Raw genomic sequence first — 18,835 nt, 5'->3', positions numbered from 1 at the left:
CGGCTCGGCCCGCTTCGCCCGCACCCGACCCCTTCTGAACGACGGCTGCGACGACCTGGTGCTGATCTCTGCGACCCGCGGCGCGGTGCAGGTCACGCAAGGCAGCAAGGCGATCGAGATTACGCGCGGCCAGATGTGTCTCACCGAGATGAACATCGTCGGCACTGCCGACCTCACCCAGTCCGGCAGCTTTACGACCGCGCGGTTTCCGCGACGCCTCCTGCTTCAGGTCGCACCATCAGCGGAGACGCAACTGGCGCGAGCGCTCGGCCGCGACCTTGCCTTGAGTGCGATGATCGCGCGCTATTCGGCGCTCTGCACCGATCTCGCCGGCGACCTGGACCTGCCGGGCCAGCAGGCGGCGGCGCATCACCTCGCCGATCTGGTCGGTCTCGTGCTCGGCAGCAATGCCGAGACGAAGGAGTTGGTTGCACGGGATGGCATCGCGAAGGCGCGGCTCGAGCTGATGAAGGCCGATGTCCTGAAGAATCTCGACAACGGCAAGCTGACGATCGAGGCCATCGCAAAAGCTAACGCGCTGAGCACGCGGCAGGCGCAACGCCTGTTCGCGTCCGAAGGCACCACGTTCTCGGAATTCGTGCTGGAGCAGCGCCTGCTGATGGCGCGCCGGCTGCTGCTGCACGAGCAGGGCAGCGGCCGCAAGGTCAGCGACATCGCCTATACGGTCGGCTTCAACGATCTGTCCTATTTTCACCGCTCGTTCCGCCGGAAGTTCGGTATCGCGCCGGCGGAGATGCAGATGGAACTGGGGCGCCGGCATTGAACGCGTCCCGCTGCTGACGTAGAGCAGGGGTCTGGCTCCATCCCAACATGTGTGTCTCCATGCCTCTCTGGACCTGCGAACAATGCGGCGCGCAATTTCCTGAAACTGCGGCGCGCCGGCGGCTTGCCCGATCTGCGAGGACGAGCGGCAATATGTGAACTGGAAGGGGCAGGCCTGGCTGACGCGCGAGGAGCTCGCGCAACGTCACCAACTGGTCTGGCGCGACGATCTCGGCCTGGTCGGGATCGCGCTCGAGCCGTCATTCGCGATCGGGCAACGCGCGCTGCTGGTGCCGGATCGCGGCGGCTGCGTGATGTGGGACTGCGTGCCGCTCGCAACAATGGAGGCGATCGCGCATGTCAGATCGCTCGGCGGGCTGAAGGCGATCGCGATCTCGCATCCGCATTACTATGGCGCGGTCGCCGACTGGAGCGCGGCGTTCGACGACGCGCCGGTCTATCTGCACGGCGACGACGCGCAATGGGTGACGCGGCCCTGTCCGTCGATCGTGCCGTGGCAGGGTGACAGCCACCGCATTTCCGACGACATCCTGCTGGTGCGCGGCGGCGGACATTTCGCCGGCGCCACGATGCTGCATTGGAGCAAGGGCGCCGACGGGCGCGGCGCGCTCTTGACCGGGGACATCGCGATGGTGGCGATGGATCGCCGCTCGGTGAGCTTCATGTACTCCTATCCGAACTACATCCCGCTCAACGCTGCCGCGGTCCGCCGCGTCGCGGGCGCGGTCGCGCCGCTGGCGTATGATCGGATCTACGGCGCGTGGTGGGGCAAGAACATCGCCAGCGATGCCAAGGCGGCGTTCGACCGGTCGGTGCAGCGCTATATCGCGGCGATCTCCGGCTGACGGTTCCCGCCGCTTGGCTTGCCAGCCGGCGCGATCGCGCTATATCAGGGCTTTCCCGCCACCTAAGGTTTGTCCGAGTTTCCGCATGACCACAACTGCCGCCGCCGAATCCCAGCCGTTCCAGGCCGAGGTTGCCGAATTGCTGCACCTGATGGTGCATTCGGTCTATTCCGAGACCGATATCTTCCTGCGCGAGCTGATCTCGAACGCGTCGGATGCCTGCGACAAGCTCCGCTACGAGGCGATCGCCGATCCCGGCCTGATCACCGACGGCACACCGCCGGAAATCAGGATCGTCCCGAACAAGACGGCCAACACGCTTGCCGTGGTCGACACCGGCATCGGCATGGAGCGGCAGGAGCTGATCGACAATCTCGGCACCATCGCGCGCTCCGGCACCAAATCGTTCCTGTCGAAGCTGACCGAAGCCAAGGACGGCGCCAATCTGATCGGCCAGTTCGGCGTCGGCTTCTATGCCGCCTTCATGGTTGCCGAGAAGATCGTCGTCACCAGCCGCCGCGCCGGCTCGGACGAGGTGTGGGTGTGGACGTCGGAGGGCGGCAGCGGTTTCGAGATCGCGCCGGCCAGCGAGGAGGCAGCGAGCCGCGTCGCGCGCGGCACCGAGATCGTGCTGCATCTGAAAAAGGACGCCGCCAAATATCTCGAAACCTACGAGATCGAACGCATCGTCCGCGAATATTCCGACAACATCCAGTTTCCGATTCTGCTGGTGCCGGAGGAGGGCGAGCCGCGCCAGATCAATTCGGCCAGCGCGCTGTGGCAGCGTTCGAAATCCGAGCTCAAGCCGGAAGACTATGCCCAGGCCTACAAGCAGATCGCGGGCGCGTTCGACGAGCCGGCGATGACGCTGCACTACCGCGCCGAGGGCCGGCAGTCCTACGCCGTGCTGCTGTTCGCGCCGTCGCAAAAGCCGTTCGACCTGTTCCAGGTCGAGCGCAAGGGCAAGGTCAAGCTCTACGTCCGCCGCGTCTTCATCGCCGACGACGCCGAGCTGTTGCCGGCTTACTTGCGCTTCATCCGCGGCGTGATCGACAGCGAGGACCTGCCGCTCAACATCTCGCGCGAGATGCTGCAGAACAATCCCCAACTCGCCCAGATCCGCAAGGCCGTCACCAGCCGCGTCGTCAGCGAGTTGGAAACGCTCGGGGAGAAGGAGCCGGAGACCTTTGCAAAGATCTGGGACGCGTTCGGCCCGGTCATCAAGGAGGGCCTGTGGGAAGACTTCGAACGCCGTGAGAAGCTCTTGGCGCTGGCGCGTTTCACCACGACGTCGGGCGAGAACCGCTCGTTGAAGCAATATGTCGACGACTTCAAGCCGAACCAGACCGAGATCTATTATCTGGTCGGTGACAGCGTCGAGCGGCTGAAGTCGAACCCGAAGCTGGAATCAGCGCGCGCCCGCGGCATCGAGGTGCTGCTCTTGACCGATCCCGTCGATGCGTTCTGGACCTCGGCGCCAATTGATTTCGGCGGCAAGCCGCTGAAGTCGCTGAGTCAGGGCGACGTCGATTTCGGCCTGATCCCGCTCGTCGACGACAAGGCCGAAGACAAGGCGGACAAGCCCGAGGCCGATGCCGCGACCACGATCGCCGTGATCAAGGATGCGCTCGGCGAGCGTGTCTCCGATGTCCGCGCCTCGCAGCGGCTGACGTCGAGTGCGTCCTGCCTCGTTGCCGGCGGCGACGCGCGCGACCGCGCGCTGGAGCGGCTGCTCGCCCAGCAGAACCGCGGCGAGATCACCAAGCCGATCCTCGAGGTCAATCTGCGCCACCCGCTGGTCGCCGCACTCGCGACCGACACCGCGCAGGGCAAGGACCTCTCGCTGCTGCTGTTCGAGCAGGCGCAGATCCTCGACGGCGAGATGCCCGACGACCCCGCCGCATTCGCGAGCCGCTTGAACCAGCTCGTGCTGCGCGGACTTGGGAAGTAGGGGCGGCACACTGGTCGCCCTCCATCCCCGTCATCGCTGAGGAGCGAGCTCTCGCGAGCCTTGAAGGATGCACGGCCGAGCTGTGGCAGCAGGGCCGTCGTGCTTCGAGACGGCCGCTGCGCGGCCTCCTCAGCATGACGGGACTACGAGCCAGACGGTAGACGGCAGTTCATCTCGCATTCTCGGCGTAAGAGCATTTTGATCCGGCGCGTGATGCCGTCCCCGTCATCCTGAGGAGCGCATAGCGCGTCTCGAAGGATGCACGGCCCCGCTGGTGGCCGTCGACCCTTCGAGACGCCGCTTCGCGGCTCCTCAGGGTGACTGGACCTAGCTCCACTCGGGCTGCGCTTTCAAAACCTCGCCCCAACCCGCGCCGTATCTGCTAGAGAGTTCCGTAACAGGGCGGAAACGGCACGGCGTTGCGATGGCTGGCGGCAGCGAGATCTTCTACGGCGGCATTCCGGTGTTTCGCGGCTTCGCGCGGCTGATGGATCCCGCGCTGTATGCGCCGTTGCCTGATGACTGGACCGTCGGCGTCGCCGATATCGTGGAATCGACCAAGGCGATTGCGGCGCAGCGGTACAAGGCGGTCAACATGGCCGGCGCCGCAGTGGTCGCCTCGGTCACCAATGCGCTGGACGGCCGTGAATTTCCCTTCGTGTTCGGCGGCGATGGCGCGAGCTTCGCTGTCTCCCCCGCCGATCTCGACAAAGCGCGCGAGGCGCTGGCTGCGACCGCGCGCTGGGTGCGCGACGATCTCGATCTCGTGCTGCGCGTAGCCTTGATGCCGGTGTCGGCGATCCGCGCGGCGGGCGCCGACGTTCGCGTCGCGCGCTTCGGGCCGTCGGCCAATCTCTCTTACGCGATGTTTTCCGGTGGTGGTCTCGCTTACGCCGATGCCGCGATGAAGCGCGGCGAATTCGCGGTCGATCCGGCGCCGCCGGGCACCCAGCCCGATCTGTCCGGCCTGTCCTGCCGCTTCGAGGTGATGCCGTCCGCGCGCGGCGTCATCCTCTCGGTACTGGTGCTGCCGGCAAAGGACGCCGATCCCGCTTCCTTCCGCAAGGTGATCGAGGACATTGTCGTCCGCATCGAGAAAAGCCCCGATGCCGGACGGCCGGTGCCTGCAGACGGCCCGCCGCTGCGCTGGCCGCCGCAGGGGATGGAGTACGAGGCGCGGGCGCGACGCGGCGGCTCGCTCGCAGTGCGCCGTGCCACGGTGCTCGCGTTCACGCTATGGGCCTACACGTTGATGCGGTTCAATATCCCGGTCGGCAAGTTCGTGCCGAAAAATTATGTGCGGCAGCTTGTCGAAAACTCCGACTTCCGCAAGTTCGACGACGGCCTGCGCATGATCCTGGACTGCACGCCGGAGCTCGCCGCCGAGCTCGAGCAGCGCCTGGTCGCGGCAGCCGCGCAAGGCGTCGTGCGCTACGGCCTGCATGAACAGGACGCTGCGATGATGACCTGCTTCACCCCATCGGTGATGCGCGCCGACCACGTCCACTTCATCGACGGCGCCCGCGGCGGTTACGCCTCGGCCGCCACCGTGCTGAAGACGCGCGCGGCGTAGATTCGGGGCGAGGGGCACGCAGTCCCCCCGCGGCTTACCGTCCGACGCGCGTCCAGGTTTCGCCGCCGCACAGGGCGCCGACGCAGCCTTCGACGCGCAGCGTGCTCTCGCCGGTGACCGAGATGCTGCTCGCATAGGTGCCGCCGTCGTCGGCATTGTAGATCTGGCCCGACCATTTGCCTACGGCGACCGGCTGCATGCCGGAGAACAGCGGCAGCCCGATGATCGGCCGGTTGGCCAGCGACGGATTGGAATTCTTGTTGTCGACCTGCGGCTTGCCGGTCATCGGATCGATCGGGTCGCGCAGGCTCACCACCACGCCGCAGATGCCGCCACCGCATTTGCTGATCTTGACGCGGGCATCGCCAGCCTGGGTCTGCCAGACGCCGAAAGGCTCAGGCGCGCCCTCCGCATGCGCAGCAGGCGCGGCGAGCGCCGTCGCGATGATTGCGATCACGAATCCGAATTTGCAGACCATGGCTGTTCCCCAAGAGGTCGGCCTGCATAACAAGTCGAAAGATTTCTGCAATGTCATATTCGCCCGGCCAGGCGCGTGTGGCCCGGAAAATTTTGTTGTGTATTCCGGCGATGGTCATACTCAGGCAAGGCTGTTGGCGATGCTATCCCCAGCGAGTCAGCCGAATCGATATGATGGTGGCGAGGCCGAATGCGACCATCGCAGCCCCGACCAGTGCAAACAGCGTCCAGGCCGGGGCGCTCACGGTAGCAAGCCACCAGCCGCCGATGCCGACCAGCAGCAGGCGGATGGTGCCGGCCAGCACCGGTCCACCGACCTTGGCCGCGCCTTGCGAAGAGAAATAAAGGCAGACGCCGACGCCGAAGAAGCCGAAGGCCGGACCCGCCAGCGCGAAATAGGACGAGGCGGCCGCGGTGACGCCGGGATCGCTGGTGAACAGCGCAATCCACAGCGTCGGCTTCAGTGCGACCACAAGTCCGACCAGCCCGACGACAAGTCCGGCGACCGTGCCGGCCGTCCACGCCACCTTGCGGGCCCGCGTGACAAGTCCGGCGCCGATCGCCATGCCGACCATCGGCACGGAGGCGACGCCGACCGCGAATGCGATCGGGATCAGCAGGAATTCCAGCCGCGAGCCCATGCCGTACCCGGCCAGCGTCTCGGTGCCGAACCCTGCCAGGATCTTGGTGAAGATCAGGATGGTCAGCACGCTCTGCAACGGCGACAGGCAGGAGATCGCGCCGACCTTGAGGATGTCCAAAAACATCGCGCGCTGGAAGCTGAAGGCCTTGAAGTCGAGCTTCAACCGGCTGCGGCCGGATGCGAGATACCAGGCGAGGAAGATCGCACCACACGTGAAGGCCGTGAGCTGGCCCGCGGCGACGCCGCGCATGCCAAGGCTCGGCACGCCGAACAGCCCGAGACCCAGCACGCCGCCGACCGCGATCTGGATCATCGACGTGGTGATCAGCGTCATCGAGGGGATTCGCATGTCGCCGGTGCCGCGCACGACGGAGGCAAGCGTGTTGACCAGCCAGATCGAGATCGCGCCGGAGAACAGCACCTGCGAATAGTGCATCGATTGCTCGAGCACGCCGCCGCGGCCGCCGAGCAGTGCATAGAAGTTGCGGCCGAAGCCGAGCATCATCACGGTGAAGAACAATCCGGCGCAGGCCCCGATGATCGCCGCATGCAGCGCGAGATCCGCGGCGCGGTCGCGGTCGCCGGCGCCGATCGCGCGGCTGATCGCCGACGAAACGCCGCCGCCCATCGCGCCTGCCGACATCATCTGCGTCAGCATCGCGAACGGAAACACCAGCGCGATGCCCGCCAGCGGCTCGGTGCCGAGCCGGCCGATATAGGAGGTCTCGGCGACCGCAACCAATGTCGAGCCGAACATGGCGATGGTGTTGGGGACTGCGAGCTTGAGCAGCGTCGGCAGGATCGGTGCCGTCAACAGATGATCGACAGGTACCGCGGGTGCGACCGTGGCGGGGCTGATGTCGTCGATCGAGGCCTCAACAGTCATGCGTCACAGCTCACTTCGCAAGCGGGAGAGGGGCGCACTGCAATTCGACGCCAGTGGACCGGGCTCGCAATCAATAGATGATGAACGACATGTTACGGTGCACGGCTTGTTCAGGCCACCGCCGCCGATGCAGGGGTCACCACGGCAGGCCGCATAGGTCGATCTTGCCCTGGCGCGGCGCGCGGACGATGTCGTTGACGAACGGCGCCATCGCCTCGAAGCGGATCTGCCCCGAGGGCTGTTCGCAAACGACTTCGCCGGTGAAGGGATGCCAGCCGCGCGCCTGGTAGAACGCGAAATTGTGCGGCTCGCAGAATAAGATTGCAAATTTGACCGCATCGTTGGCACGAATGGTGTGCACGGCGGCGTCGAGCGCGAGCGACGCATAGCCGCGGCCCCGGCAGTCCTCGCGGGTCGAGACTCCGCCGATGCCGCCGACATGCACCTTGTGGCCATTCCAAGTGATGGTCCGGAAATAGATACCGACATGGCAGGCCAGCCCGCTGTTATCGGGCGCGTCGAGCAGCACGCGCAAATCCGCGTGAGCCCATTTGATATGGGCCCAGCTCTTGTTCTGCATGACATCCGGGCTCCAGACCGTCCGAAGCAGCGGCTCGGCGCGCCGCCATGACGCATCCCCGTTGAGAATGTCGATTTCGATGCTCATCGTCGCCGTCCTGGGTCTGCTTTGGGCTGTGCCGATCCGTCATACACGGTCTGAAAATGCGGTGTTTCTCCGCCGTGGAACCTTCTATAAGGGGGACCCGTTAAGTGTAGTCTCCCACCCTCTGTTGGACATTACCCCATGACCTTCACGCTACCCGATCTGCCCTACGCCCACGACGCCCTTGCGCCCTACATGTCCAAGGAAACGCTGGAGTTTCACCACGACAAGCATCACCAGGCCTACGTCACCAACGGCAACAACGCGATCAAGGGGACCGAATTCGAAGGCAAGTCCCTCGAAGAGATCGTGAAGGGTTCGTTCGGCAAGAACGCGGCCGTCTTCAACAATGCCGGCCAGCACTACAACCACATCCACTTCTGGAAGTGGATGAAGCCGAATGGCGGTGGCAGCAAGCTGCCCGGTCGCCTGGAAAAGAAGATCAACGAGGACCTCGGCGGCTTCGAGAAGTTCAAGGCCGATTTCGCTGCCGCCGGCGTTGGCCAGTTCGGCTCCGGCTGGGCCTGGCTTCAGGTCAAGGGCGGCAAGCTCGAGATCGCCAAGACCCCGAACGGCGAGAACCCGCTGGTCCACGGCGCCGTGCCGATCCTCGGCGTCGACGTCTGGGAGCACTCCTACTACATCGACTACCGCAACCGCCGTCCGGACTATCTGAAGGCGTTCGTCGACAGCCTCGTCAACTGGGACTATGTCGACGAACTGTTCGGCAAGGCCGGCTAAGCGCACGCGATGTCATTCCCCGGCGCGCAATTGCGCACCTGAGGGCGAAGAGAAGCATCGTCCCCGGAATCCCTCGGGCCGAACGCTTGATGGATGAATGGATTCCGGGTTCGGCCTGCGGACCGCCCCGGAATGACGACGAGAGTTTTTTGGAAGGGCGGCAGCATCGATGCCGCCCTTTTTGTTTTCTTGCGACATCATCCGCCATGCGGCACAAAGCCCCCATGGGGCAACTGACAAGCTATCTCCTCGTCTTCTTCGGCGGCGGTCTCGGTGCGACGCTGCGCCACCTGATCAACGTCACCTGCGCACGCTGCATCGGCATCGCGTTTCCCTGGGGCACCTTCATCATCAACATCACGGGCTCGACCGTGATGGGCCTGATCGCCGGCTACCTCGCCTTCAAGGGCGAGGCCTCGCAGCCCTGGCGGCTGTTCCTGATGACCGGCATCCTCGGCGGCTACACCACCTTCTCCGCGTTCTCGCTCGACGCCGCGCTGCTCTATGAGCGCGGCGAGCTTGGGCTGGCGGCGCTGTATGTCGCGGGTTCGGTGGTGTTGTCGATCGCGGGATTGTTTGCCGGGCTCGCGATCATCAGGCATTTGACGTGAGATACATTCGCCAGGTGACCACTCTCCCGTCGTTATTCCGCGGTTCGCGTGAGTAGACCCGCATAAGAGGCCCTGCCCGCGAATTGCGTGAGGTGAGCACGCTTCTCGGGCTCCCTCCCCCGTTGCGGGCCGTTGCAGGGGGAGGAAGCCCTGCCGCCAGTGCTCACCCCGCGCGCGCGTGCCACTGAGTTGCCCGACGGCGCAAGCCCCCGCGAAAGAAATATTTCGCTTTATCCGAAGCGCAACCCGGTGTATGAATTCCCCGTCTCGCCCGACACGAGGGGCGCTTCGCGGTCGTCACGAACGCGGGTCGAGATGCGGTGGACGCTGATTGCGCAGTCGACGAATGCGTATGACGCGGACGGCGAAATCGTGCAGGCCTGACGCCCTAGTGGTAGGTGTCTTTTCCGATTGCGCAATGCGCGTTGCGAAGACGGTGACAACAAAACCCAGTCTCGCCGGGGAGAGCACGTATAAGCCGTAACCCATCGCGCAGGGAAAGCCGGGTTGTTTCCGGTTACACCTGTGGTCCTACCCCCGAGCTTTCTACCCTTATGCTCGGGGCCCATGGGTGCGATCGGCACCCGGCTTTCCCTGCGCCCTCTTTGAGGAGGGCGGAAACGAAATCCAAAGCTCGGACAAAACGTGTCGCGAGAACGCGAAGCTGCATCCCATCCTCATTGTCGTCCTGGCGAAAGCCAGGACCCATTACCCCAAATCTCAATTGTTGCGCGACGCTGGGGCCACGATCCGGTTCATCACCGAATCCGGTGGTTATGGGTCCTGGCTTTCGCCAGGAGACGCGCGGGAGGAGCCGTCTGCTATCCCCTCCGCCGGCATCCCGTTCATCTTCGGAACTCGCCAACCGGTTCGCCCGGCGGCAATTCCCGCCTCCAAATTTCCCTTTGGTAACCTCGCCTTAACCATGATTAGCGTTTGGTTAGGGTCGGAATGCCGCGTGAAAAGCCCTCGTTTTGACATGTTGGCAGGGGAATCAGGGCCCGGCTTTGGACGGGCCCCCCATGCGACAGATGTAAGAGGCTCTCGCGCAGTTTTTGCCGCGCCGGGCGCGCGGCCGTCGAACCGCTGCCGATTGGCAGCCCGCCTAATTGGGACACTTGCGTTGAGAGGATATTGCCGATGAATCCCGCCGACGTGGCTCAGTCAACTCTGCCACTGGCATCGAGCGATGTGTCGCTGATCGCATTGTTTTGGCAGGCCCATTGGGTCGTCAAATGCGTGATGTTGGGACTTCTGTCCTGCTCGGTGTGGGTCTGGGCGATCGCGATCGACAAGATCCTGCTCTACGCCCGCACCAAGCGCGCGATGGACAAGTTCGAGCAGGCATTCTGGTCCGGCCAGTCGATCGAGGAACTCTACCGGGCGCTCTCGGCCAAGCCGACCCAGTCGATGGCGGCCTGCTTCGTGGCGGCGATGCGGGAGTGGAAGCGCTCGTTCGAGAGCCAGTCGCGATCCTTTGCCGGCCTGCAGGCCCGGATCGAGAAGGTCATGAACGTCTCGATCGCCCGAGAGGTGGAGCGGCTGGAACGGCGGCTGCTGGTGCTGGCCACCGTGGGCTCGGCCGGCCCCTTTGTCGGCCTGTTCGGCACCGTCTGGGGCATCATGTCGAGCTTCCAGTCGATCGCGGCCTCGAAAAACACCTCCCTGGCGGTGGTGGCGCCCGGTATCGCGGAAGCGCTATTTGCCACCGCAATCGGCCTGATTGCCGCAATTCCGGCGACTATTTTCTACAATAAGTTCACTTCGGAGGTGAACCGGCAGGCCGCGCGCCTGGAGGGGTTCGCCGACGAATTCTCCGCCATCCTGTCGCGTCAGATCGACGAGCGGGGCTGAGAGGCGTGATGGTCAGTTTTGCGAGCGCACGATCATGGCGATGAGCATGGCAGGGTCCGGCGGTGGTGGAAGACGCCGCCGCGGGCGCAAGCCGGTCATGGCCGAGATCAACGTCACGCCGATGGTCGACGTGATGCTGGTGCTGCTCATCATCTTCATGGTGGCGGCGCCGCTGATGACGTCGAACATCGACATCGACCTGCCGGTCGCAAGCGGCGGCAAGTCGATCTCGTCGAACCAGCCGCCGCTGACACTGTCGGTCAAGCGCACCGGCGGCGGCTGCAACTCGAATGTCGAGCTCTATCTGGGCGACGCGCCGGTCACGGCCGCCGATTTCCCGGCCAAGATCAAGGCGATCGGAGACGCCCGGTCCGATGCCGAAAAAGTGGTCTATCTGCGTGGCGACAAGGACGTCTGTTACACGGATATGATGAAATTGCTCGGGGAAGTCCGGGCCGCGGGATTCAAGGCGAATATCGTCATCATCCCGGAAGGCGGATAACCACCATGCCAAGGCACGGGGAAGCCTGATTTGAAGGTCAAGGTCGACAAGACTCTGGCGGCATCGATTGTCCTGCACGTCCTCGTGATCGGGTGGGGCCTCGTGTCGTTTTCGACCAGGGCGTACGTGATGCCCGAAGAGGAATCCGTTGCCGTCGATGTGATCTCGCCCGACCAGCTCTCGCATGTCATGGCCGGCCAGAAGGACGGCAAGAAGGAAAATCCCAAGCCGCTGGTCGACAAGGTCGCCGAAGCCAAGCCGGTCGACGACACCGTCGGCAAGGTCGAGGAAAAGAAACCGCCCGTGGTGACCGATACCGCGCCGCAGCCGGCGCCGAAGGTGGAGAAGCCGGAAGACAAGAAGCCGGATCCGCCGAAGAAGGTCGAGAACAAGCCAAAGGAAGAGCCGAAGCCGGTCGAGAAGAAGCCCGATCCGGTGAAGCCCGACCCGATCGCGGAAGCGATCAAGAAGGAAGAGAAGAAGCCGCCGCCGAAGCCGGTTCAGCAGGCCGCCAAGCCGCCGCCGGAGCAGAAGCCGAAGGATCGCGTGTTCGACCAGAGCAAGATCGCAGCGCTGCTCGACAAGCGTGACCCGACGCGCGCCGCGGCGACCGGCGATACGCTCAATGCCAATGCGGCGCTCGGGACGGCGAAGGGCAAGGCCGCCGACAATTCCGCGACCTGGGGCGCGATGTTCCGGCAGCAGGTAGAGCGCTGCTGGAAGAAGCCTTACGGTGGAATAGAGGCGCAGATGGCGGAGGCCGTGTTCTCCATCCATTTGAAGCGCGACGGCACGCTGGAAGGCATGCCGGTCGTGGTGGGAACGGCGAAGACGCCCTATCTTCGGGTGTATCAGGAGAGTGGCTTGCGCGCGATCATCGAGTGCCAGCCCTATCGATTGCCTCCAGGTTTCTTTGAGGAGTGGCAGTTCTTTGAGCCGGCCTTTACCGAGAGGCAGAGCTGAAAATGCGCGCCACTGTTTACGAGCATGAGTTCGAGCGATGATTGACAAGACCCGATTGCCTGAAACGCTATTCCGTCCGAGCCGCCGGCATATCCTGGCCGGAATGGCGTCCGCTGGCGCGGTGCTGAGCGGACTCGCCGGTCCCGCGTTCGCTCAGAAGCGGATCACCATCACCGAGGGCGAGTTCGCTCCGGTGCCGATCGCAATCCCGAACTTCGCCGCGGGCACGCCCGGCGACGCCGAAGTCGGTGTCGGTGTCACGCAGGTGATCACCAACAACCTGAAGCGCAGCGGCTTGTTCGCGCCGATCGATCAGGCTGCCTATCTCGAGAAGCAGATCAACATCGACGCGGCGCCGAACTTCAATAACTGGAAGAGCATCAACGCGCAGGCGCTGGTGACCGGCCGCATGACGCGCCAGGGCAACGGGCGCGTGAAGGCGGAATTCCGGCTCTGGGACGTCAACACCGGCCAGCAGCTTGCGGGCCAGCAGTACGACACCTCGGCCGAATACTGGCGGCGCATCGCGCACATCATCTCCGACCAGATCTACGAGCGCATGACCGGCGAGAAGGGCTACTTCGACACCCGCGTCGTGTTCGTCGACGAGAGCGGCTCGGCGGATCGCCGCGTCAAGCGGCTCGCGCTGATGGACCAGGACGGCGCCAATGTGCGCTATCTGACCCGCGGCTCGGATCTCGTGCTGACGCCGCGCTTCTCGCCGTCGACCCAGGAAATCACCTACATGGAGTTCGGGCAGGGCGACCCGCGGGTCTATCTGCTCAACATCGAGACCGGCCAGCGCGAGATCGTCGGCAACTTCCCGGGCATGTCGTTCTCGCCGCGCTTCTCGCCCGACGGCCAGCGCGTCATCATGAGCTTGCAGCAGGGCGGCAACTCCAATCTGTTCGTGATGGATCTGCGCTCGAAGTCGATGACGCGGCTGACCGACACGCCGGCGATCGACACCTCGCCGTCCTACGCGCCCGACGGCTCGCGGCTCTGCTTCGAATCCGATCGCGGCGGCAAGCCGCAGATCTACGTGATGCCGGCAACCGGCGGCGGCGCCCAGCGCATCTCGTTCGGCGACGGCACTTACTCGACGCCGGTGTGGTCGCCGCGCGGCGACTACATCGCGTTCACCAAGCAGGGCGGCGGGCAGTTCGCGATCGGCATCATGAAGCCGGACGGTTCGGGCGAGCGCATCCTGACCTCGGGATTCCACAATGAGGGGCCGACCTTCGCGCCGAATGGGCGCGTCGTGATGTTCTTCCGCGATCCCGGCGGCAACAGCGGTCCGTCGCTGTTCACCATCGACGTCTCCGGGCGCAATGAGTTGCGGGTCCCGACCCCCGGATTTGCTTCCGATCCGGCCTGGTCGCCGCTGTTGTCGTAAGCTCGCGCAGACCTGCTCCGGGGAACCCCGGTGCCGGTCGGCAGTTCCTACCTAGCGCACTGAATTTGATGGTGAATTTCGGTCGCCAGCGGGCCGTGGCAAGGACTCGCTAACGATGTTCCCTCAGAAAGACTTCACCTGCGACCAGTAAGAGTGCGAGCTGAAAAGGACGCGCGCTCTCACAATGCAGTTTGCAAGTCAGACGGGAGAACCGGACCAGTCGATGTCGCCGACGATCTCCGCGGCGCTGGTCGATTCCCTGTTCATGAACCCCGCGCCCATGATCTTCGGCGCCTTCGGCCCCGCCATTGCGGGCGCCGTGATTGCGTTCGTCACCGGCAATCTTCTGTCCTGGCTGTGCGTGCCGCTGTTCATCGTGGTGGGTCTGGCGCGCGCGCTGCAGATGTACCGCTACCAGCAGCGCAATTCCCGCCTCACCGTCGAAGAGTCCGTGGCCTGGGAGAAGCGCTACCGGATCGGCAGCCTCGCCTACGGCATTGCGCTCGGCCTGTGGGGCGCCGCCGTCCTGCTCACGACCAGCGACGCCGCCGCGCATATGCTCTGCGTCACCACGGTGGTCGCCTACACCTCGGCAGGGGTTGGACGGACCTTCGGCCGGCCGCAGATCTTCCACCTGCATCTGTTGATGTCGATCGGTCCCCTGATCGCCGCACTGATGTATGTCGGTGGTCCCTATCACGTCGCGTTGGCGCTGCTCAGCCTGGTGTTCTTCAGCGCCATCCGCCACCTCACCACGAGCCTGCAGCGCATCTACGTCAATGCCTGGATCGCCAAGGAGCGCGAGGCGGCGCTGGCGGGCCAGTTCGATACCGCGCTGAACAACATGCCGCACGGCCTCTGCATGTTCTCCGCCGACGGCCGCCTTGCGGTGATGAACCACCGCTTCATCGAGATGATGGAGCTGTCGGAGGATTTCGTGCAGCGCGGCGCCAGCGCGACCGATATCTGCAATGCCTGCGTTCTGTCCGGCGCGATCTCGGCCGCGGCCGCGCAGCAGATTCTCTACGAGATCGAGAGCTCGCAGCGCGGCGACATCGTCACCAGCGATCCCGATCCGGCGCAGAACCGTTCGCTCGACTGGACCTTCCAGCCGATGGCCGGCGGCGGCACCGTCGTGCTGGTCGAGGATATCACCGAGCGCAAGGACGCCGAGGCCAGGATCAGCCACCTCGCGCGCTACGACGAGCTGACCGCGCTCCCCAACCGCGTCAATTTCCGCGACGAGATCGGCCGGCTGCTCGCGATGCAGCACGGCGACCATCGCTCCGCATTGTTGTTCGTCGACCTCGACCAGTTCAAGCAGGTCAACGACACGCTCGGCCATCCCTGCGGCGACCAGCTGCTTTGCGCGGTCGCCGAGCGGCTGCGCGAGATGCTGCGGCCGGAGGACTTCGTGGCGCGGTTCGGCGGCGACGAATTCGTCGTGTTCCAGCAGAACATCAACTCGCATGAGGATGCCGCAGCACTGGCGCGGCGCATCGTCGACCGCCTCAGCGAGCGCTACAAGATCGACAACCACCTGGTCGAGATCGGCGCCAGCGTCGGCATCGCGATGACCGCGCCGGGCGTCGGTGCAGATACGCTATTGAAGAACGCCGACATGGCGCTCTACCGCGCCAAGGCCGATGGCCGCGGCACCTTCTGCTTCTTCCGCGACGAGATGGCGCAAACCGTCGAGGCCCGCCGCATCCTCGAGCTCGACCTGCGCAAGGCGCTGGCCAACGAGGAATTCGAGCTGTTCTACCAGCCCCTGATCAACCTGAAGTCCGGCAAGGTATCGACCTGCGAGGCGCTGCTGCGCTGGAACCATCCGGCGCGCGGCACCGTCTCTCCAGTCGACATCATTCCGGTCGCCGAGGACATGGGCCTGATCGTCGACCTCGGCCGCTGGATCCTGCGCAAGGCCTGCATGGAATGCATGAAGTGGCCCGAGGCGGTCAGCGTCGCCGTCAACTTCTCGCCGCAGCAGTTCCATCAGCGCGACGTGCTGAGCGAGGTCCGCTACGCGCTAGAGGTCTCCGGCCTGCCGGCACACCGGCTGGAGATCGAGATCACCGAATCCTCGCTGCTGCACAACACCGAGCTGACCCACGACGTGCTGTCGCAGCTGCGCTCGCTCGGCGTGCGGATCTCGCTGGATGATTTCGGCACCGGCTACTCGTCGCTCAGCTACCTGCACAATTTCCCGCTGCAGAAGGTCAAGATCGACCGCTCCTTCCTCGAAGGCATCGACAGCGATCGTCCGCTCACCCTGCTGCGCGGCGTGGCGCGGCTGTCAGCGGATCTCGGCATGTCGGTCGTGGTCGAGGGCATCGAGACCAATGAACAGCTCGAACTGATCAGTGCCGACGGCGCGGTGACCGAAGCACAGGGGTACCTGTTCAGCCGGCCGGTTCCAGCGGTCCGCATCCGCCAGCTGCTCAATGCCTCGCACGGCCGGCGGCCCGACGAGCAGCTGCACGTGGTTCCCTCGCGCTCGATTGCTTGATCTGGCGCAATAAGCTCAATCGACAGTTGTGAGAACGTCCGGCTGCTCGATTTGAAGCGCACCCTTGCGTTCTGTGGTTAACTGTATTGCTGCGATTGCTTTGACGAAAATTAAGAAGCTGTTAATCTTTTGGCACGCGCGTTGAAGTTGTTGGGTTGTTAGGGGAGTACTGCATGAGGTCCGCGGCCGAAGCCATCAAGCCCGCGACAGGAAGGCTTGCGGACCCTCTCGATCAAGTCGACTACCGCCTCGCTGAGACCCCCGAACAGAAGGACGAAATCTACCGGCTTCGCTATCGCGCCTATCTGCGCGAGGGAGCGATCCGGCCCTCGGCCGATGAGCGCGTCGTCGATCAGTTCGATGATGCGCCGAATGCGTGGGTGTTCGGCGTCTATCTGCACGGCGAGCTCTGCAGTTCGATCCGCATCACCGTGGCGACGCCGGAGTGGCGCTCCTCGCCGACGCTCGATGTGTTCGGCGATGTGCTGCTGCCGAAACTCGATCAGGGTCTGGTGTTCATCGATTCGACGCGTTTCGTCGCCGATCCCGAAAAGGCGCGGAACAATCCGGAACTGCCCTATGTGACCGTGCGCCTCGGCTCGACCGCGGGCGTGCATTTCAATGCCGATTACGGCCTGGCGCCGGTCCGGCCCGAGCACATGGCGTTCTACCGGCGCGTGTTCCTGCACGAGACCTGGTCGGAGCCGCGGCTCTATCCCGGCCTTGTGAAGCCGGTCGGGCTGATGGCCTCGCATCTGCCGACGGTGCGGGAGCGCGTGCTCGCGCGCTATCCGTTCCTGCGTTCCAGCGCCTTCGAGCGGCGGATGCTGTTCGACCGGGAGGGCCAGTTGCAGCCCGACGGGTTTGTCCGGCCGTTCGAACGCGCCTCGATCGTGCCGAATCCCTGAGAAAACCGGCGTCTCGATCGGTTTGACGTCGACCACCTGTTGCGCGCAGGCCAAATTGTCCTGCAAAAGCGCCCGGTTCCCGCGAAGCTTGCCTTCCCTTCACCGTCGCGCCACATTTGCTACCCATTAACCATCGGGGGCGCTTTTCGCCATTGCCTGGCATTTGATGAGGTTCAGCAAGGTCTCGTCAAGGTTGACGGAACGTTCGCTTAACCATCGCCCTGTAGACCCAATGGACAGTACGAAGAGCGTGAGCGTGGAGGCTCCGGGAATGAAATATCTCCAGGGTATGAAGCTGGTTGCGGTTCTGGCGGTGGCGCTGTCGATGGGCGCCTGCGCCAACAAGAACCCGTTGGACGCCAATGGCGCGATCGGGGGCGCCGCGACCCCGGGCAGCCAGCAGGATTTCGTGGTCAATGTCGGCGACCGCGTGTTCTTTGAGAGCGATCAGACCGATCTCAGCCCGCAGGCGACAGCGACCCTCGACAAGCAGGCGCAGTGGCTGCAGACCTATGGCCGTTATTCCTTCACCATCGAAGGTCATGCCGACGAGCGCGGCACGCGCGAATACAACATCGCGCTCGGTGCTCGCCGTGCCCAGTCGGTTCGCGCCTATCTGGCCTCGCGCGGCATCGATCCGAGCCGCATGCGCACCATCTCGTACGGCAAGGAGCGCCCGGTCGCGGTTTGTAACGACATCTCCTGCTGGTCGCAGAACCGTCGCGCCGTCACCGTGCTGAACGCCAGCTCCTGACACGATCCCCGATGGATTTTTTGAAGCCGGCGCCTTCGGGCGCCGGTTTTGTTTTGGCTGCGTGAAGCATGGCCCGCCTTCATCAAGATGAACGAAGCTGCGCGCAATTGGCTGCTTGCTTGTTCCACCGTCCGTACTAAACCGGTATCCGCGACGCTGTCCCGGATTTGAAGCGCCAGTCACAATTCCGGCGTACTCCGTCCCTCAATGTCGCTCGCTTTTCACGTCGATCTCGTCGTCAGGGCAAAATGTCATCCAGGCTTCATTTTCTTTCCTCCGCCGCGGCGATCGCGGCGTTGTTCGCGGTTTCTGTTCCGGCTTTTGCTCAATCCGACGATTCCGATGCCGAAATGCGGATCGAGCGGCTCGAAAACCAACTGCGGCAGCTGACCGGCCAGAACGAGGAGCTGCAGTACCGCAACCGCCAGCTCGAGGAGCGGCTGCGCCAGCTTGGCGGCCAGCCGCCCGGCGCTCCCGGACAGGCTCCGGCAGGTCAACCCAATGTCGCGGCCGTGCCGCCGGCGCAGCAGCCGCAGGGCTACCCGCAAGCCCAGCCGGGCTACCCCCAGCCACAGCAGGGATACGGCCGGCAGCCGCAGGGCGGCTATGATCAGCAACAGATCCCTGCGCCCGCGCCGATCGTGCAGGAGCAGGCGCAGACGGCAGCTCCCGGCCGCCGCGGTCGCGGCGATGCTTTCGATCCGAACCAGAACCCGAATGCTCCGGGCGCTCCGCGCGTACTCGGTGGTGGCGG

15 protein-coding genes and 2 pseudogenes are annotated in these 18,835 nt (G+C 64.5%); 14 read left to right on the top strand and 3 right to left on the bottom strand.

Going from position 1 to position 18,835, the window contains the following annotated elements:
- From H8A92_RS33465 to H8A92_RS33450, 4 genes and pseudogenes are all read left to right on the top strand, one after another.
- Positions 1 to 784 (top strand): AraC family transcriptional regulator (locus tag H8A92_RS33465; RefSeq protein WP_229199641.1); only part of this gene is annotated, 784 nt, incomplete at its 5' end.
- A 59-nt stretch (positions 785 to 843) separates the two neighbouring features.
- Positions 844 to 1,649 (top strand): annotated as a pseudogene (locus H8A92_RS33460) (MBL fold metallo-hydrolase).
- An 85-nt stretch (positions 1,650 to 1,734) separates the two neighbouring features.
- Complete coding sequence (htpG, locus tag H8A92_RS33455; RefSeq protein ID WP_229199640.1) at positions 1,735 to 3,600, top strand: molecular chaperone HtpG; 1,866 nt, start codon at positions 1,735 to 1,737, stop codon at positions 3,598 to 3,600.
- 424 nt (positions 3,601 to 4,024) lie between these two features.
- Positions 4,025 to 5,173 (top strand): DUF3095 domain-containing protein, encoded by a 1,149-nt coding sequence (locus H8A92_RS33450; protein WP_229199639.1) that lies wholly within the window; start codon positions 4,025 to 4,027, stop codon positions 5,171 to 5,173.
- A gap of 34 nt (positions 5,174 to 5,207) precedes the next feature.
- Here H8A92_RS33450 and H8A92_RS33445 read toward each other — a convergent pair whose 3' ends face one another.
- The 3 genes from H8A92_RS33445 to H8A92_RS33435 form a co-directional block, all read right to left on the bottom strand.
- Positions 5,208 to 5,651 carry a DUF2147 domain-containing protein gene (locus H8A92_RS33445; protein WP_229199638.1) on the bottom strand — a complete coding sequence of 148 codons (444 nt, stop codon included), beginning with the start codon at positions 5,649 to 5,651 and terminating at the stop codon, positions 5,208 to 5,210.
- A 142-nt stretch (positions 5,652 to 5,793) separates the two neighbouring features.
- Positions 5,794 to 7,179: an MATE family efflux transporter gene (locus H8A92_RS33440; RefSeq protein WP_229199637.1), complete on the bottom strand. Its 1,386-nt coding sequence runs from the start codon at positions 7,177 to 7,179 to the stop codon at positions 5,794 to 5,796.
- Positions 7,180 to 7,315: 136 nt separating this feature from the next.
- The gene (locus H8A92_RS33435) at positions 7,316 to 7,846 is read right to left on the bottom strand and encodes a GNAT family N-acetyltransferase (protein ID WP_229199636.1); all 531 of its coding nucleotides are present in this window, start codon (positions 7,844 to 7,846) and stop codon (positions 7,316 to 7,318) included.
- 138 nt (positions 7,847 to 7,984) lie between these two features.
- On the opposite strand from H8A92_RS33435, the gene H8A92_RS33430 reads away from it, so the two are divergent.
- From H8A92_RS33430 to H8A92_RS33385, 10 genes and pseudogenes are all read left to right on the top strand, one after another.
- Positions 7,985 to 8,584 carry a superoxide dismutase gene (locus tag H8A92_RS33430; RefSeq protein ID WP_163152911.1) on the top strand — a complete coding sequence of 200 codons (600 nt, stop codon included), beginning with the start codon at positions 7,985 to 7,987 and terminating at the stop codon, positions 8,582 to 8,584.
- Between the two features lie 224 nt (positions 8,585 to 8,808).
- A complete protein-coding gene (gene crcB / locus H8A92_RS33425; protein WP_229199635.1) occupies positions 8,809 to 9,195 on the top strand; it encodes a fluoride efflux transporter CrcB in 387 nt (128 codons plus the stop codon).
- Between the two features lie 1,140 nt (positions 9,196 to 10,335).
- On the top strand, positions 10,336 to 11,049 hold the full coding sequence (tolQ, locus tag H8A92_RS33420; RefSeq protein WP_016846954.1) for a protein TolQ: 714 nt from the start codon (positions 10,336 to 10,338) through the stop codon (positions 11,047 to 11,049).
- A 34-nt stretch (positions 11,050 to 11,083) separates the two neighbouring features.
- Positions 11,084 to 11,551 (top strand): biopolymer transporter ExbD, encoded by a 468-nt coding sequence (locus H8A92_RS33415; protein WP_028340645.1) that lies wholly within the window; start codon positions 11,084 to 11,086, stop codon positions 11,549 to 11,551.
- Between the two features lie 30 nt (positions 11,552 to 11,581).
- Complete coding sequence (locus H8A92_RS33410) at positions 11,582 to 12,514, top strand: cell envelope integrity TolA family protein (RefSeq protein ID WP_163152909.1); 933 nt, start codon at positions 11,582 to 11,584, stop codon at positions 12,512 to 12,514.
- Positions 12,515 to 12,617: 103 nt separating this feature from the next.
- Positions 12,618 to 13,910, top strand: a complete 1,293-nt coding sequence (gene tolB / locus H8A92_RS33405) for a Tol-Pal system beta propeller repeat protein TolB (protein ID WP_420831404.1) — start codon at positions 12,618 to 12,620, stop codon at positions 13,908 to 13,910.
- A 184-nt stretch (positions 13,911 to 14,094) separates the two neighbouring features.
- The gene (locus H8A92_RS33400) at positions 14,095 to 16,419 is read left to right on the top strand and encodes a putative bifunctional diguanylate cyclase/phosphodiesterase (RefSeq protein ID WP_229199633.1); all 2,325 of its coding nucleotides are present in this window, start codon (positions 14,095 to 14,097) and stop codon (positions 16,417 to 16,419) included.
- Positions 16,420 to 16,592: 173 nt separating this feature from the next.
- Positions 16,593 to 17,327: an N-acyl amino acid synthase FeeM domain-containing protein gene (locus tag H8A92_RS33395; RefSeq protein WP_229199632.1), complete on the top strand. Its 735-nt coding sequence runs from the start codon at positions 16,593 to 16,595 to the stop codon at positions 17,325 to 17,327.
- A 271-nt stretch (positions 17,328 to 17,598) separates the two neighbouring features.
- Positions 17,599 to 18,081: a peptidoglycan-associated lipoprotein Pal gene (gene pal, locus H8A92_RS33390; protein ID WP_163152905.1), complete on the top strand. Its 483-nt coding sequence runs from the start codon at positions 17,599 to 17,601 to the stop codon at positions 18,079 to 18,081.
- 248 nt (positions 18,082 to 18,329) lie between these two features.
- Positions 18,330 to 18,835: pseudogene (locus H8A92_RS33385) on the top strand (tol-pal system protein YbgF); the annotation flags it as partial.

The sequence above is a fragment of the Bradyrhizobium acaciae genome (genome assembly GCF_020889785.1).
GTDB classification, from domain to species: domain Bacteria; phylum Pseudomonadota; class Alphaproteobacteria; order Rhizobiales; family Xanthobacteraceae; genus Bradyrhizobium; species Bradyrhizobium acaciae.
Note: the sequence above shows the minus strand (reverse complement) of the source record. Positions and strands in the feature narration are given on the sequence as shown.